Origin of the sequence: Laceyella sacchari (assembly GCF_004343255.1) — a bacterium.
In the GTDB taxonomy this organism is placed as follows: domain Bacteria; phylum Bacillota; class Bacilli; order Thermoactinomycetales; family Thermoactinomycetaceae; genus Laceyella; species Laceyella sacchari.
The window spans coordinates 507,275-522,653 of record NZ_SMDD01000001.1 but is presented as its reverse complement, the minus strand read 5'-3'; the positions used below and the strand labels follow the sequence as shown (position 1 = coordinate 522,653).

Here is a 15,379-nt window from a genome sequence, read left to right as displayed (position 1 = left end):
GCCAAACGCCTCCTTATCTGCCGGGCATTAGCCGAACCGGCCAGTGATATATTCTTCCGTCTGTTGATGATCCGGATTGGAAAACAGCTTATCCGTGTCGTTGTACTCGATCAGGTCGCCGTTCAAGAAAAAGGCCGTCTTGTCGGAGATGCGCGCAGCCTGCTGCATGTTATGGGTTACAATAACAATCGTGTAATTCTTTTTCAGCTCTTGCACAAGCTCCTCAACTTTCAGGGTGGAGATCGGGTCCAAGGCTGAAGTGGGTTCATCCATCAAGAGGATATCCGGTTCTACCGCTAGGGCACGCGCAATACACAAGCGTTGTTGTTGTCCACCGGACAATCCCGTCGCCCGGTCCTTGAGGCGGTCTTTCACTTCATCCCACAAGGCCGCCCCGCGCAAACTCCGTTCAACGATCTCATCCAGCTTCTTCTTATCGTTTAGTCCATGAATCCGCGGACCGTACGCGACGTTCTCATAAATGCTTTTGGGAAAAGGGTTGGGAGCTTGAAACACCATACCCACCCGTTTGCGAAGCATTTCCACATCTACTTCGTCAGAATAAATATCCGTGTCTTTAATCAGAATTTGCCCTTCAATTCGCACATTGGGAATCAAGTCGTTCATGCGGTTCAATGTACGCAAAAAAGTGGATTTTCCGCAGCCGGAAGGCCCGATCAACGCCGTGACCGACCGTTCATCGATATCGATATGAATATTTTTTAGCGCTTGTTTCTCGCCATAATACAAATCCAAGTTTTTCACTGAAATCGTCGTTGGATTCACCATAATCTCTCCTTCTTACGGTTTACCGCTGAAATTTGTTACGCAGGAAGATCGCCAGTCCGTTCATTGTGAGCAAGATGACCAGCAAGACAATGATTCCGGCCGCAGCCAAGTTGGAAAACTCCGCTTTGGGTTGCGCCACCCAGTTGTAAATCTGAATCGGCAACGCGGAAAACTCATCAAACAGACTGCCTGGCGTAAATGCCAGGAATGTAGCAGCCCCCACCATGATCAGCGGTGCCGTTTCGCCAATCGCACGCGACAAGGCCAAAATCGTGCCCGTCATAATCCCCGGCAAGGCGTAAGGAAGGACAACCTTTTGTATGGTTTGCCATTTCGTTGCTCCCATTGCAAGTGATGCATGACGCAAGGAGTTGGGTACACTGGCGATGGCTTCTCGCGCCGCCACAATCACCACTGGCAAAATGAGCAAAGTGAGAGTTAAACCGCCGGCCAGCACGCTTTTTTTCAACGCCAAGATTTGCACGAAGATGGTCAGCCCCAGCATACCGAACACAATGGATGGGACTCCCGCCAAGTTGCTGATATTGACTTGAATCAGCGTGCTGATCCACCCTTTTTTGGCGTATTCTTCTAAATAGATCGCAGCACCCACGCCGATGACAAATGTCAGCGGTGCCGTGATTGCGATCAACCAGATCGAGCCCCACAGGGCACCTTTGATTCCCGCCCGCGATGGAAACCTGGAGGCGAAATTGCTCATGAAATCAGCTGTCACATAAGACCATCCGCGCTGGAAAATATCAAACAGCAGGATGGCGAGCACCAGCACCCCGGCCAGCGTCGCCAAGAAAAACAGCCCATGTGCCAATCGGTTTCGGCCGCGGCGTTGTTTGGCCCGGGATGCGATTTTGCGCTCTTCGTCGAAGGCCCGTTCGTGATTTAGAGCCGTTTTGTGTTTGGACATCAACTCTTCAGCCGCCATCAATATTCCTCCTTATAGCGACGCGAGATATACAGCGCCAACAAATTCATCGTGAGCGTGATTACAAAAAGGGTGGCACCCACCGCATAAATGGAATAATAAGGAAGGCTGTGATAAGAGACGTCCCCCGTCGACGCCTGCACCATAAATGCGGTCATCGTTTGGATCGATTCCAAATAACTGAAAGACATGTTCGGTGTCGACCCAGCAATGATGGTCACCGCCATGGTTTCACCCACTGCCCGGGAAAGCGCCAGCACAAAAGAAGCCACAATACCTGATAACGCCGCGGGCAATACCACTTTCAAAGAGACTTCCAAACGGGTAGAACCCAACCCGTACGCCGCTTCGCGGATATTGCGGGGAACCGACCGCATCGCATCTTCGCTCAAGCTGGCGATCATCGGCAGAATCATGATCCCGACCACAATGCTTGCGCTCAGCGCATTAAAAAAATCCATATCAGGGAAAACATCGCGCAATAAGGGCGTGACAAACGTAACACCAAAGTAACCAAACACAATCGTCGGGATGCCCGCCAGCACCTCCAATACCGGTTTGATTACCTGGCGGATACGCTCCGGTGCGTATTCGCTCAAATAAATGGCACTGCCGATACCGAGTGGCACAGCGACCACCGCAGCGCCCAATGTGATTTGCAACGATCCGATCAGCAAAGGCAAAATCCCGAATTCGCGCTGATCTTCACTGAAAAGCGCCGTCCATTTCGTTCCAGTAATAAAGTCGACAAACGGCACTTCCGCAAAAAATGAGGCGGTTTCTTTGATAAGGGTAAACACGATCCCCACGGTGGTCAGTACCGACAACAGCCCGCACAGGAGTAAAAAGCCGGGGATCAGGGCTTCCATCTTCTCTCGCCAAGTCTTGTCCTTGCGAAAAAAATTCTTCTTTTCGGCCAACTGGGACATGGTTACTCCCCTTTCTATCGTTAAAACGAAAGAAAAACGGGTACCCCTTTCCCGTGTGAGAAAGAGGCCCCAACTTCCGCATGGTGTTCCCATACCGGATTATTTCACTTTACTTAGACCCTCTTGATATTTCGCATCCGGCAGTGGGACATAGCCTACTTCTTTGACAAGTTCTTTCGCCGTTTCCAGATAGAACTTCACAAATTCTTTCACTTCCGGCTTTTGCAACGATTTGTTGCTTGGGTAAATGAACACCGGACGGGACAGAGGAGAGTAAGTTCCATCATTGATCGTTTGGTCAGTCGGAGCAATAGCGCCTTTGCCCGCATCGATTGGAACGATTTTCAGTTTGTCTTTGTTCTCCAGATAGTAGGCATAACCAAAGTAGCCCAATCCGCCTTTGTCGCCTTGCACCCCTTTGACCAGTACGTTGTCATCTTCGGATGCAGTATAGTCGGTGCGGCTTTTCCCTTCTTCACCAACGATTTCACCTGTAAAGTAATCAAACGTACCCGAAGCGGTTCCAGGTCCGTACAATTTGATCGGCTCCGCCGGGAAGCTGTCACGGACGTCTTTCCAGGTTTTCACTTTGGAGTTGGGCTCCCAGATTTTTTTCAATTCATCAACGGTCAATTTGTCGACGAAGTTGTTTTCTTTATTTACAACTACCGCGATGCCATCATAAGCGACAGGAATTTCAACCGGTTCGATTCCGTTTGGCTTCGCGGCTTCTTTTTCTTCCTCTTTGATCGGACGGGACGCGTCAGAAATGTCGATTTCACCGCTGGCCCACTTTTTGAAGCCCCCGCCGGTGCCCGATTCGCCAACGGTTACATTCACATCTGGATTGGCTTTCATAAATTCTTCCGCCACTGCTTGGGAGATCGGATATACGGTGGAAGAACCATCGATTTTGATCGCTCCGCTCAGTCCTTTCCCACCGCTATCGCTTTGTTTTTGCCCCCCGCAACCAACAAGGGCACCAAAAGCGAGTGTGAATGCTGCGCCGAGAATAAGCCCCTTCTTCAACATAAGCGTTTTCCCCCTAAAAGAAATGAATAATTTCCTTTCGACACTTGTACTATAAGCCTTTACTTTTATTGCAAAATAAATTGGATGTAAACGTTTTGTAAATGAAAAAGACAGGAACACCTAAGTATTCCTGTCTTTTTTCGTCATTGGGAAAGAGAGGGTGAAAGTGGTGCCTTGCCCAATTTGGCTCGTCACCTCGATTTCTCCTTGATGGGCTTCAACCAGATGCTTGACAATCGCCAATCCTAACCCGGTGCCGCCGGAGTCGCGCGCACGGGCTTTGTCCACTCGGTAAAACCGCTCAAACACGCGGGGAAGGTCTTCCTTGGGAATGCCGATGCCCGTATCAGACACTTTGCACAACCAGCTCTCGTCGCTCTTTTCCACTTCGACGGTGATGCGCCCGCCGGGGGGTGTATAGTTGCTTGCATTGGACAACAGATTCAGCAGGATTTGCCGGAACCGGTCCTTGTCAACCTCTACCTCAAATGGCTCTGCAATCTTGACACTCCATGCTTGTTGTTTGGCGCGGAACCGTTCCTCCATGGTCTTCATCACCGACTGAACCATCTGATCGATACGGATCCGTTCCCTCTTCAAGTTGATCTGTTTTGACTCGATTTTGGACAAATCCAACAACTCCCCGATCAACCGTTGCAAACGCAAGCTTTCTTCGTTGATGATTTGCAAGAACTCGCGGCAAGTGTCGGGATCGCCCATGGCCCCGTCAAGAAGGGTTTCCGAAAACCCACGAATGGAGGTGATGGGCGTTTTCAATTCATGCGACACATTGGCCACAAAATCCTTGCGCAACTGTTCCAGGCGGCGGATCGCCGTCAAGTCATGCAAAACGACAACTACTCCCACTCCGTTTCGCTCCACCCACATGGGCGCCAAATTGGCTTCCAGCATTCGTTCTTCCGGGAAATAAATCTGGATTTCATGTCTCATCCGCTCTCCCGATTCCGCGCACTCTGTGATCCAATCCGTCAAATCGTACGGATAGGTCAATTTCGTATAGGAGCGGCCGATGATGTCTTGCGCCGGCACGCCAAACAGCCGTTCAAAGGAACGGTTGACCAAGCTCACTTTGCCTGTCGGGTCAATCATAATCAATCCAGATTCAAGTGACTCGATGATGCTGTGCAAGCGGCGTTCGCTTTTCCTGATCGTCTCCATCTGTTTTTGCAAGCTGTGGGCCATGCGGTTAATCGCTTGCCCCAATTGGGCCACTTCGTCATTCCCTGTCTGTTGTACGCGCCGGTGGAATTTCTTTTGGGCGATATCCCTGGCCACTTGGGTGATTTCCTCCAGCGGGCTGGTAACGCTGCTGGCGATGCGAGAGCTGAAGAAACCTGCCAAACCATACGCGATCATCAGTCCCAAAGCGAGGGAAACCCACACCTTTTCTAATGACTGGTTCACCTCTTGAATTTCCAGTGAAATCCGGATGGCACCCACTACGTCACCATCCCGCTCCACTGGCAGAGCCGCGTGCAAAAAATTGTCTCTGATAACCGTCGGATCTTTCTTTTTCTTTTGCAACGCGCTTTCCACTTCGGGATACGCCTTGTAATTCAACGACAGATCGCCCGAAGAATCACCCAGTACACGCCCGTTTTTGTCGAAAATGGTGATCTGTGCATCTAGCGCTTTCCCATAAACTTCAGCGACCTGTTGAAACTGACGCCGTGAAGAGTGGGAGTCTGTCCAAGTGATCGTTTCTGCCAACATCCTCCCTTCCGTCTCCAGCCTCGTAGTCAAGGAATCGATATAGGAGGAACGGAGTAAGAGTGCAACAAAAATCCCCGTCCCCAAGACGGAGCAACCGATCAAAAGGAGAAAAGACCAAGTGATGCGAGCGCGCAGTGACCTCATCCCCGTCTGGGCCCCTCAAATTTATACCCGATCCCGCGGACGGTTTTAATATAGACGGGGCTACGCGAGTCCGTTTCAATTTTTTCCCGCAAATGGCTCACATGCACATCAACGATACGGGAGTCGCCAATGTAATCATAATTCCAAACCGCATTCAACAACTGATCCCGCGACAACACCTTCCCCCGGTGGTTGGCCATGTACAACAATAACTCAAACTCCTTTGGCGTCAAATCGATCTCTTCTCCGTTCCTGGTGATGACATAACCTTCGGGGTCGATCACCAATTCCCCAATACGCATCAACGCTTCTTTCTCTTCCGTCTGCTCCATTCCTTTTAAAGCGTCAATACGGCGCAAAATCGCCTTGACCCTGGCGGTCAATTCCCGCGGACTAAATGGCTTGGTCATGTAATCGTCCGCACCCAATTCCAATCCCAACACCTTGTCAAATTCGTCCGTTTTGGCGGTTAACATTAAAATGGGGATGTGCTTCTTCTCCTGGCGCAGCCGGCGGCACACTTCCAAACCGTCCAGCTTGGGCAACATCAGGTCCAAGATAAGCAGGTCGGGAAAGCCGTTTTTCATCATATCCAAAGCCATTTCGCCGTCATAAGCTACATCTACTTGGAAACCCTCTTTTTCAAGGTTGAATTGCACAAGTTTCACGATGGAAGCCTCATCATCCACAACCAAGATTTTCTTGCCCATCTTATGCCCTCGCTTTCAAAAATGCTTGCTTAATCATCGTGCTTCTATTACCAAAGAAAATCATAACACAACAAAGTTAAGATTCCGTAAAGATGCATCCCCACCATAAAAAAACAGCATGGGTGTGAAACGGAAGAAACCGCCTTCTCCCTCTGTTTCACCCCATGCTATAAAAAAGCCTACTAGAAATTTTCAAACGCATCTTTGAACAACGGTTTCAACGGCCGCGGCGGACATACTACCAGTTCCCCTTCCGCCACAATCTTGTCCCCGCTCATCCCCTTGGCCACCAACTTGACTTTCTTGTCATGATCTAGTTTGTCGCTAATTTCCAACATTAATACCACTTCATCCTGGATAAACAAGGGAGCTGGAAAATCAAACTGCATGGATTGTACCAAGCTTCCCGGACCAGGCAATTTCATCGACACCAAGGCGGAAAACCAGTTGACGAGCAGGCTCGGCGGCACGACTACCTGTTCAAATTCGGTACGCTCAGCGTAAACACTCTGCGAAAACAACGGGTTCAAGTCGTCCGCCAATCCGAGATACGAAAACACATCGCGCCGCTCTACCGTTTTGCTCTCCTCGATCCGTTCCCCTATCAACAATGTTTCATATGTTTTCCCTTGGGATTTCATATCTCTTATACGCAAGTTGGCAACCCCTTTCACTGGTGTATCCGCTTTCATTTTGCCGTATTTTCTCAATCTTCCATATACAATTTGGTCAAATACGCCCGGGAAACTTCCCGGGCATGATATTGCCTGTGGTTATTATTTTAATACTTTCATGACGTTGCGTACAGATTCGGCCGAACGATCCAACGCCGCTTTTTCCTCTTTGGTCAATTCCAGCTCGATAACCTTCTCTAAGCCGTTTCCGCCCAGAATGGTCGGCACGCCGAGAAAGAGATCGGTATAGCCATACTCCCCTTCCAGATACGCCACAGCTGGCAGAATCCGCTTTTTATCCTTGAGGATGGCTTCAGTCATTTGCACCAAGGATGCAGCTGGCGCATAATAGGCACTACCCGTTTTCAGGAGGTTGACGATTTCGCCGCCCCCTTTGCGTGTGCGCTCGATGATCGCGTCGAGCCGCTCTTGCGGAATCAGGTGTTGCAACGGAATGCCTCCGGCGTAAGAGTAACGGATGAGCGGAACCATATCATCGCCATGTCCCCCCAACACAAAACCGGTCACGTCTTCAACGGACACATTCAACTCTTGCGCCACAAACGTGCGGAAGCGAGCTGTATCCAACACACCGGATTGCCCAATCACGCGGTTTTTGGGGAAGCCGGAAGTGCGGTACGCCTCATACACCATCGCATCAACCGGATTGGACAACACAATGATGATACACTCCGGGGAATACTTGACGACCTGCTCCGTCACAGAACGGACGATCTTCGCATTGGTGGTCACCAAGTCATCGCGGCTCATACCTGGTTTGCGGGGCAAGCCAGCAGTGATGATCACGATATCAGAACCCTTGGTGTCCTCATAATTGCTCGTGCCGATGATGTTGGCGTCAAATCCTTGCACAGGACTTGCTTCCAACATATCCAACGCTTTGCCTTTGGTTGGGTCTTCGGCTTGCGGAATGTCCACCAACACGATGTCACCCAGTTCTTTTTGCGCCAGCATCAATGCTGTCGTGCTTCCGGTGAAGCCGGCGCCTACCACAGTTATTTTCCTACGACGGATAGCCATAGTCATTGCCTCCTGATTCTATTACATATTTTTGATCAGATGGTCGGCAAACTCAGAGCATTTCACTTCCGTAGCCCCATCCATCAAGCGGGCGAAGTCATACGTTACCGTTTTATCCGTAATCGTTTTGCTCATCGCTTGATAGATCAGGTCAGCCGCTTCTTGCCAACCGAGATGTTCCAGCATGAGGACGCCGGAGAGAATCACAGAACCTGGATTTACTTTGTCCAAGCCTGCGTATTTGGGGGCAGTTCCATGGGTTGCTTCAAAGATGGCGTGTCCCGACACATAGTTGATATTGGCTCCCGGCGCGATACCAATGCCGCCCACTTGTGCCGCCAGCGCGTCGGACACATAGTCGCCGTTGAGGTTCAGGGTGGCAATCACATCGTATTCCGCCGGTCGGGTCAGGATTTGTTGCAAGAATGCGTCGGCAATCACGTCTTTCACGATAATCTTGCCTGCTTCAATCGCAGCTGCCTGCGCTTGATCTGCCGCTTCGGTGCCTTGTTCAGCCTTAATGCGGTCATATTGAGCCCATGTGAACACATGGTCTTTGTAATCCCGCTCTGCCACTTCATAGCCCCAGTTTTTAAACGCCCCTTCGGTAAACTTCATAATGTTTCCTTTATGTACCAAGGTCACGCTTTTGCGCTTGTGGCGAATCGCATACTCGATCGCAGCTTTCACCAGACGCTCTGTCCCTTCGCTCGACACAGGTTTGATCCCAATGCCAGAGGTTTCAGGGAAGCGAATCTTCTTCACGCCCATTTCCTCCTGTAGGAAACGAACCACTTTCTTCACTTCCTCCGATCCGGCTTCCCACTCAATACCGGCATAAATGTCTTCGGAGTTTTCACGGAAGATGACCATGTCTACATCTTGCGGCCGTTTCACTGGAGAAGGAACTCCTTCAAAATAACGGACAGGGCGCAAGCACACATACAGATCCAACTCTTGACGCAAGGCCACATTCAAAGAGCGGATACCTCCGCCAACTGGCGTCGTGAGCGGCCCTTTGATCGCTACCAAATATTCGCGCACAGCTTCAAGCGTATCTTCTGGCAACCATTCGCCGAATTGGTTGTACGCTTTCTCTCCGGCAAACACTTCAAACCAGGCAATCTCTTTCTTTCCATTATATGCTTTTTCGACTGCGGAATCGAGAACCCGTTTAGCAGCACGCCAAATATCCGGACCGGTGCCATCCCCTTCAATGAATGGAATGATCGGACGATCCGGTACATTCAATTTGCCGCCTTCTACCGTAATTTTTTCCCCGTGTGCAGGAGCTACAAGATTTTTGAATTGCGCCATGGAATCATAACACCCCTTTTTATTTATCACGAGCCCAGATGGACAAAGGGAGCGGGATCAATCGCCCCTCTCCCCATTGTATACGATTTCACTTTCTTTGGTCGATTGGAACATATGCTTGATTCATTTCCCCGGTATACTCCGCACGCGGACGGATGAGACGGTTGTCAGCGTATTGCTCCAACACTTGCGCGGTCCAGCCCGTCACCCGGCTCATAGCAAAAATCGGAGTAAACAGATCCCGCGGAATGCCCAGATAAGTGTACACAGAAGCGGAATAGAAATCCACGTTGGGTTTGATGCCTTTTTTATCCACAACGATTTTTTCGATTTCCACTGACATTTCGTACCAGAGTTTGTTGCCCGTCTGATCTGCCAGTTGGCGGGACATTTCGCGTAAATGTTTGGCGCGTGGGTCGCCATTTTTATATACGCGGTGCCCAAAGCCCATGATTTTTTCTTTATTGTCTAATTTTTGTTGAATAGACGAAGCGATGTTCTCCAACGAACCGATCGACTCCAGCGTCACCATCACTTGCTCGTTGGCGCCGCCATGCAATGGCCCCTTCAGTGTGCCGATCGCAGTGGTGATCGCTGAATAAATGTCGGACAAGGTACCTGTGGTCACGCGGGCGGCAAATGTGGAAGCGTTTAACTCATGATCGGCGTGCAACACGAGCGCCTTATCAAACGCCTTGACTGCCACATCGGAAGGTTCTTGCCCGTTCAGCATGTAGAGGAAGTTGGCCGCGAATCCGAGCTCAGGCTTTGGCGCCACTGGCTCCAGCCCTTGTCTAATGCGCGCAAAAGCGGTTACAATTGTAGGAATTTTCGCAGTTAATTTGATTGCTTTGCGCTGATTCGCCTCTAGGCTGTTGTCTTCCGCTTCCTCATCATACAGGGCCAGTGCGGATACGGCCGTTCTAAGCACAGACATCGGATGAACATTGCTGACATTGATTTTCAACAATTGATGCAATTCATCCGGGATGTCGGCATGGCGGGCTAACTCGCTTTTCAGTGCTTCCAGTTCAGTGCGGTTCGGCAAATGACCGTACCACAGCAGATGGGCGACTTCTTCAAAAGAAGCGTGATCGGCCAAATCATCGATGTTATAGCCCCGGTAGGTAAGTACTCCGTCAATAATGGAACTGACCGCGGAAGTACAAGCAACAACACCCTCTAAACCTTTAGCAATCGTCATCACTATCGCTCCTCTTGTTAGATTTCTATATGAAAGGGCACAACATTAATAACAGATATTCATTTGTAAAGCAGAGGAATGAATGAATCGTCATTCTGTGCCGGGCAACACAGATAACTGGCGGCAAAAAGAACACGCTTGTTCTCACTTACACAAATTTCATTCCCGCAAATTTCCAAACGCTGTAAATATATTCACGTTTTAGTGCAAGATTAAACATGATCATGATTAGCGTATGAAGCGGGATATGTGCCCATTCTTCTTGTCGTTTTTATTTTAACATAAATTGAACAAATTCGCACATAATGTGTTTTTATTTATTTCAAACGAAGCCATTGCTTTGTTAGAGTCTGTAGGACGGCGAGCGGCTTCAAAACCCTTTTCTTCGCTTCATTTGTGCATCGGCGCTCCTAGAGAAAAAGTTTTTCCATCGTTCTCACACAGCCTGATGTGCGGCTGTCTTTTGGTTTCTCTAAAAAATGGTATAATTATTGGGAACCTAAAACGGATTTTAGCTGATGGGAGGTTATTCCATGTTATTTCCCGCCTGGTTGGGGCCCATCGCACGTGCACTGATCGTCTTAGCCTCAATTGTGGCCGCTTTTTACATCTTGTCCTTTTTGCTCCCGCTCCTTTATCCGTTTGTGTTGGGCTGGCTGATCGCCCTGATGATTGAACCCATGGTGAAATGGCTTGAGCGTCGAGTACGCCTTCCGCGCTGGGCCGGCGTTACACTCATCCTATTCTTATTGCTCACTTCACTTCTGTCGCTATTGATTTTTATCATCGCGGAGTTGGTTGTAGAACTGACCCATCTCGCCGATTTTCTCCCCGCGTTTCTGAATAAGGCGGGCAATCTGTTTGTAGACACCTTCACAAAAGAAACCACCGGTGTCAGCCGCTTGATTGAGAGCGTCCAAGCATATCTGGAGAAAAATCCGGAACACCAGCAACGCATCTCCCAGAGCATCCAAGAGAACATCGGCATTATCGCTAACAAAGGGACGGAGTCGATCACCGAAATCGTAGCAGCCATCGGCCGGTTCCTCGGGGACTTGCCTTATTACATCACGGTGTTGGTCTTTATCACGTTGGCCGCTTTCTTCATCTCGCTCGATTGGCCCCGGCTAAGCCGCAATCTGTTGGTCTGGGTTCCTGAGCATTTCCACAAAACGGCCAGCCTGATCTCAGCGGATTTGAAAAAAGCGCTGTTCGGCTTTGTCAGAGCTCAGCTCACCTTGATCTCCATCACCGCTGTCATCATGTTTGCGGGGCTGATGATCTTGCAAGTGCCATACGCATTCACCATGGCGTTCATTATCGGGTTGGTGGACCTGTTGCCCTATCTGGGCGTCGGCGCCGTGTTGGTGCCTTGGGTCATTTATCTGTTCCTGATCGGAAACATCCAATTGGCCACTGGCTTGAGCATCGTCTATGCGGTCATCATCATTATTCGCCAGTTCTTAGAGCCCAAATTGGTCGCCAGCAACGTGGGCATCGACCCACTGCTCACCCTGATCTCCTTGTTTGTCGGGCTGAAACTTTTCGGGATCATCGGATTGGTCATTGGGCCGGTGACCGTGGTGGTAGGCTTGGCTCTCCACCGTACCAACGTGTTTCGGGATATCTGGAGATATATCATCGGAGCACCAAAAAACAATATCCCCGCATAGCTTTAATCAAGTTGGGGATATCTCAGTTGCAGCTCTTGGCACCGCTTTGGAGCGGATTTGACCAAGAGCTGCGTTCATGTTATCACCAACGTCTGATGTGCCAGTCGCCACGGGCTAATTTCGTTTGAATCCATTTTTTGAGAAAGATTTTCACAAATGTACGCGTGTATGGAAAAACCAGCACAAACCCGACAATATCAGAGAAAAACCCCGGGGTGATCAATAATACCGCTCCCGCCAAAATACATGCTCCATCCAAGAGCGCTTCGCCCGGCAGCTCACCTTTTTGCAATTGCAATTGAGCCAACCGGTATGTTTGCCACCCTTCCTTCCTCGCCAAATAGCTACCAAGTACACCCGTCGCAATGACCAAAAATACCGTCGGCCAAGGTCCGATCCACTGACCAACTGTTATCATCCCCCACAGTTCAATAGCAGGAACTACGATGATCAATCCCAAAATCAACCAAAACACGTACCTCATCCTCTTTCTACCGCGAAAATCTGTGCAAGCGTCCCATACAACTCTGGATACGCCTGTTTCAAATTCACTCTTTTCATCTCTTTATTCACCCATAAATGCACAGAACTCCCCTTGCATAGCACCGTCTCCGTCTCCGCATGAACCACGTCATACTTAAACGCGATTTTCCCACCGGACAAGTCGGCAATCGAAGTGCGAACAATCACTTCGTCATCATATCTGGCTGGATGCATATACTTACAGTGGATGTCCACAACGGGAAGCAACAATCCTTTTTGTTCCATTTGTTGATAGGATATCCCATATGAACGAATCCACTCTGTTCGGCCGACCTCAAACCACGTCAAATAATTGGCATGATACACGACTCCCATCTGGTCTGTTTCTTGATAACGAACTCGGATCTTAGTCTCGCTCACATTTGCATAGTTGGCCATTTCTCCTACCTCCACGCTTTGGGTCTTTTTTGGGATGGAATGCGGTGGCGAGTCTTTCCCTGAATGGAACCAGGGACAAAACCAGCGCCATGCCGCTTGGGTTCAATGTTTAAAATGACACTTTGTTAACAATCCATGACTTTTGGCTCATTGTTAAAAAAACGAGTTGTTCTTTATAATAGCAATAGCTCAGCTCGCACATATTCCGCAGTCGTTTCTCACATAATGAGAATGACTCGTTGATGGATACCATATTTCACGTGTTGATTCGCCATCGGCTGATCCCGCCGCTCAACACCGTTGAACATAAACGTTGCAACGAAAGGAGAGACAAACACATGAACCTCAGAAAAAGAAAGAAAATACGCAGAAAACTGCGTTGGTGGATTTATCCCCGTCTTCGGTTACTCTAACATCCAATATACCAATAAAGCCCTGCATCTAAAAGATCCAAAGAAAAAGCGCTGGACACTTCCAGCGCTTTTTTCTTTACAGGACATTGGCTTTGCCTGCATAGATATGGCCACGATCCACATTCACCGTGATTTCTTTCTCATTGGCAAGTAGCTTACATGCATTTTCCACGCCTACGACGACCGGCACGCCTAAACTTACGCCAACCACCGCAGCATGAGAGGTAAGCCCTCCCTCTTCCGTGATGACTGCCGCTGCCCGTTTGAAGGATTCGATCATCTCTTTATCCGAAGCTTTCACCACGATGATGCCGCCATCCACCATATTTTCGTTGATCTCAGCCGCTGTGCGCCCTGTGACGACAGGTCCGGTGACTACCTGTTTCCCTATCCCTTGCCCCCTTGCCAAAAATCCGCCGATCACATGCACTTTCATCAGGTTGGTGGTGCCGGATTTGCCGACAGGTACACCTGCCGTGATCACAACCAAGTCTCCTTGATTGACAAATCCATGCTCCAGTGCGGTAGCAATCGTGGAGTGGAACATTTCATCCGTGGTGTTAGCACGTGTACCCAAAAGCGGATATACTCCCCAGACGAGCGCCAATTTGCGGGCCACATCTGGATTCCGCGTAATTGCGACAATCGGGGCTTGTGGGCGGTACTTGGAAACCATCCGTGCCGTAAACCCGGATTCGGTCGGGGTCAGCACCGCGGCACAATTCAGCATTTGTGCAGTGTGTACCACAGCTTGGCTGAGTGATTCAGTGATGGTGTAATCGATTTCTCTCATCTTCTGCTTGAAATTCTCTTCATAGCGCAATGTCGCTTCCGTCCGCACAGCGATACGGGCCATCGTGCTGACAGCCTCAACTGGATATTTCCCTGCTGCGGTTTCACCTGAGAGCATAATCGCGTCGGTGCCATCCAGAATCGCATTAGCCACGTCGCTCGCTTCGGCGCGGGTCGGACGGGGATTGCGTTGCATGGAGTCTAACATCTGCGTAGCCGTGATTACCGGTTTGCCCAATTGGTTGCACTTACGGATCGCTTCTTTTTGAACCACGGGCACCTCTTCCACCGGGATTTCCACTCCCAAATCACCGCGAGCCACCATCAAGCCATCGCTCACTTCCAATATCCCGTCCAGATTATCTATACCCTCTTGGTTTTCGATCTTGGAGATGATTTGAATGTCAGCGCCGTGTTCTTCCAGAATTTCGCGGATTTCCAATACGTCTTGCGGTTTACGCACAAACGAAGCCGCGATGAAATCCACCTTTTGCTCGATACCGAAGCGGATATCGGCGGCGTCTTTTTCAGTAATCCCGGGCAAATTGATTTTCACTCCGGGCACATTTACCCCTTTGCGGCTTTTCAACGTTCCCCCGTTCAAAATGGTGCAAGTGATTTCCGTGCCCTCTACGCTCTCCACTCGCAAACCGATCAAACCGTCATCGATCAAAATAATTGAACCTGGGTGAACATCGGCAGCCAGGCCCGCATAAGAGATGGAAATCCGTTTCGCATCTCCCTCAATCTGCTCAGTAGTCAAAATGATCTGTTCGCCCGCAATCAATTCGACTGACGGATCTTTCAATTCGCCTGTGCGGATCTCCGGCCCTTTGGTGTCCAAAAGAATCGCCACCGTTTGCCCCAGTTCGGCAGCCGCTTGACGAATGTTTTCAATGCGTTTTCCATGTTCTTCATACGATCCGTGCGAGAAATTGAGGCGAGCCACATTCATCCCATTGGCAATTAAATTTTTCAGTGTGGCCACATCTTCACTGGCCGGACCAATTGTACATACGATTTTTGTTTTGCGGAGCATTTCTTTGTCATCTCCTCTAGCTTC

Annotated in this window: 14 protein-coding genes; 1 reads left to right on the top strand and 13 read right to left on the bottom strand. The window is 49.7% G+C overall.

The window, feature by feature from the left end:
• Window positions 1-27 precede the first annotated feature (27 nt).
• The 10 genes from pstB to citZ form a co-directional block, all read right to left on the bottom strand.
• Entirely contained in the window at window positions 28-789 is a 762-nt protein-coding gene (gene pstB / locus EDC32_RS02470) for a phosphate ABC transporter ATP-binding protein PstB (RefSeq protein WP_132219878.1), read from the bottom strand.
• A gap of 19 nt (window positions 790-808) precedes the next feature.
• Entirely contained in the window at window positions 809-1,714 is a 906-nt protein-coding gene (gene pstA, locus EDC32_RS02465) for a phosphate ABC transporter permease PstA (protein WP_132220901.1), read from the bottom strand.
• Window positions 1,715-1,731: 17 nt separating this feature from the next.
• Window positions 1,732-2,661 carry a phosphate ABC transporter permease subunit PstC gene (gene pstC, locus EDC32_RS02460; protein WP_022735842.1) on the bottom strand — a complete coding sequence of 310 codons (930 nt, stop codon included), beginning with the start codon at window positions 2,659-2,661 and terminating at the stop codon, window positions 1,732-1,734.
• Window positions 2,662-2,760: 99 nt separating this feature from the next.
• Window positions 2,761-3,693, bottom strand: coding sequence for a PstS family phosphate ABC transporter substrate-binding protein (locus EDC32_RS02455; RefSeq protein WP_132219877.1), 933 nt, complete (start codon window positions 3,691-3,693; stop codon window positions 2,761-2,763).
• Window positions 3,694-3,813: 120 nt separating this feature from the next.
• Window positions 3,814-5,571: a two-component system histidine kinase PnpS gene (gene pnpS / locus EDC32_RS02450; RefSeq protein WP_022735840.1), complete on the bottom strand. Its 1,758-nt coding sequence runs from the start codon at window positions 5,569-5,571 to the stop codon at window positions 3,814-3,816.
• Window positions 5,568-6,281 carry a response regulator transcription factor gene (locus EDC32_RS02445; RefSeq protein WP_022735839.1) on the bottom strand — a complete coding sequence of 238 codons (714 nt, stop codon included), beginning with the start codon at window positions 6,279-6,281 and terminating at the stop codon, window positions 5,568-5,570. The genes pnpS and EDC32_RS02445 overlap by 4 nt, the downstream gene beginning before the upstream one ends.
• Window positions 6,282-6,463: 182 nt before the next feature.
• Window positions 6,464-6,937 carry a hotdog family protein gene (locus EDC32_RS02440; RefSeq protein WP_158283199.1) on the bottom strand — a complete coding sequence of 158 codons (474 nt, stop codon included), beginning with the start codon at window positions 6,935-6,937 and terminating at the stop codon, window positions 6,464-6,466.
• Window positions 6,938-7,057: 120 nt separating this feature from the next.
• On the bottom strand, window positions 7,058-7,996 hold the full coding sequence (mdh, locus tag EDC32_RS02435) for a malate dehydrogenase (RefSeq protein ID WP_022735837.1): 939 nt from the start codon (window positions 7,994-7,996) through the stop codon (window positions 7,058-7,060).
• 21 nt (window positions 7,997-8,017) lie between these two features.
• The gene (gene icd / locus EDC32_RS02430) at window positions 8,018-9,313 is read right to left on the bottom strand and encodes an NADP-dependent isocitrate dehydrogenase (RefSeq protein WP_102991868.1); all 1,296 of its coding nucleotides are present in this window, start codon (window positions 9,311-9,313) and stop codon (window positions 8,018-8,020) included.
• 88 nt (window positions 9,314-9,401) lie between these two features.
• Window positions 9,402-10,517, bottom strand: coding sequence for a citrate synthase (citZ, locus tag EDC32_RS02425; protein ID WP_132219875.1), 1,116 nt, complete (start codon window positions 10,515-10,517; stop codon window positions 9,402-9,404).
• A gap of 533 nt (window positions 10,518-11,050) precedes the next feature.
• Between citZ and ytvI the strand changes: the two genes are divergently transcribed.
• The gene (gene ytvI, locus EDC32_RS02420; RefSeq protein WP_022735834.1) at window positions 11,051-12,190 is read left to right on the top strand and encodes a sporulation integral membrane protein YtvI; all 1,140 of its coding nucleotides are present in this window, start codon (window positions 11,051-11,053) and stop codon (window positions 12,188-12,190) included.
• 82 nt (window positions 12,191-12,272) lie between these two features.
• On the opposite strand, the gene EDC32_RS02415 is transcribed toward ytvI, so the two are convergent.
• The 3 genes from EDC32_RS02415 to pyk form a co-directional block, all read right to left on the bottom strand.
• Window positions 12,273-12,665, bottom strand: a complete 393-nt coding sequence (locus EDC32_RS02415) for an FxsA family protein (protein ID WP_029071719.1) — start codon at window positions 12,663-12,665, stop codon at window positions 12,273-12,275.
• Window positions 12,666-12,670: 5 nt separating this feature from the next.
• The gene (locus EDC32_RS02410; protein WP_022735832.1) at window positions 12,671-13,111 is read right to left on the bottom strand and encodes an acyl-CoA thioesterase; all 441 of its coding nucleotides are present in this window, start codon (window positions 13,109-13,111) and stop codon (window positions 12,671-12,673) included.
• Between the two features lie 489 nt (window positions 13,112-13,600).
• Entirely contained in the window at window positions 13,601-15,355 is a 1,755-nt protein-coding gene (gene pyk / locus EDC32_RS02405) for a pyruvate kinase (protein WP_132219874.1), read from the bottom strand.
• Window positions 15,356-15,379 lie beyond the last annotated feature (24 nt).

Coding starts and splice junctions, on each gene's coding strand:
- pstB (WP_132219878.1), bottom strand. CDS start 789: ATGGTGAATCCAACGACGATTTCAGTGAAAAACTTGGATTTGTATTAT.
- pstA (WP_132220901.1), bottom strand. CDS start 1,714: ATGTCCAAACACAAAACGGCTCTAAATCACGAACGGGCCTTCGACGAA.
- pstC (WP_022735842.1), bottom strand. CDS start 2,661: ATGTCCCAGTTGGCCGAAAAGAAGAATTTTTTTCGCAAGGACAAGACT.
- EDC32_RS02455 (WP_132219877.1), bottom strand. CDS start 3,693: ATGTTGAAGAAGGGGCTTATTCTCGGCGCAGCATTCACACTCGCTTTT.
- pnpS (WP_022735840.1), bottom strand. CDS start 5,571: ATGAGGTCACTGCGCGCTCGCATCACTTGGTCTTTTCTCCTTTTGATC.
- EDC32_RS02445 (WP_022735839.1), bottom strand. CDS start 6,281: ATGGGCAAGAAAATCTTGGTTGTGGATGATGAGGCTTCCATCGTGAAA.
- mdh (WP_022735837.1), bottom strand. CDS start 7,996: ATGGCTATCCGTCGTAGGAAAATAACTGTGGTAGGCGCCGGCTTCACC.
- icd (WP_102991868.1), bottom strand. CDS start 9,313: ATGGCGCAATTCAAAAATCTTGTAGCTCCTGCACACGGGGAAAAAATT.
- citZ (WP_132219875.1), bottom strand. CDS start 10,517: ATGACGATTGCTAAAGGTTTAGAGGGTGTTGTTGCTTGTACTTCCGCG.
- ytvI (WP_022735834.1), top strand. CDS start 11,051: ATGTTATTTCCCGCCTGGTTGGGGCCCATCGCACGTGCACTGATCGTC.
- EDC32_RS02410 (WP_022735832.1), bottom strand. CDS start 13,111: ATGGCCAACTATGCAAATGTGAGCGAGACTAAGATCCGAGTTCGTTAT.
- pyk (WP_132219874.1), bottom strand. CDS start 15,355: ATGCTCCGCAAAACAAAAATCGTATGTACAATTGGTCCGGCCAGTGAA.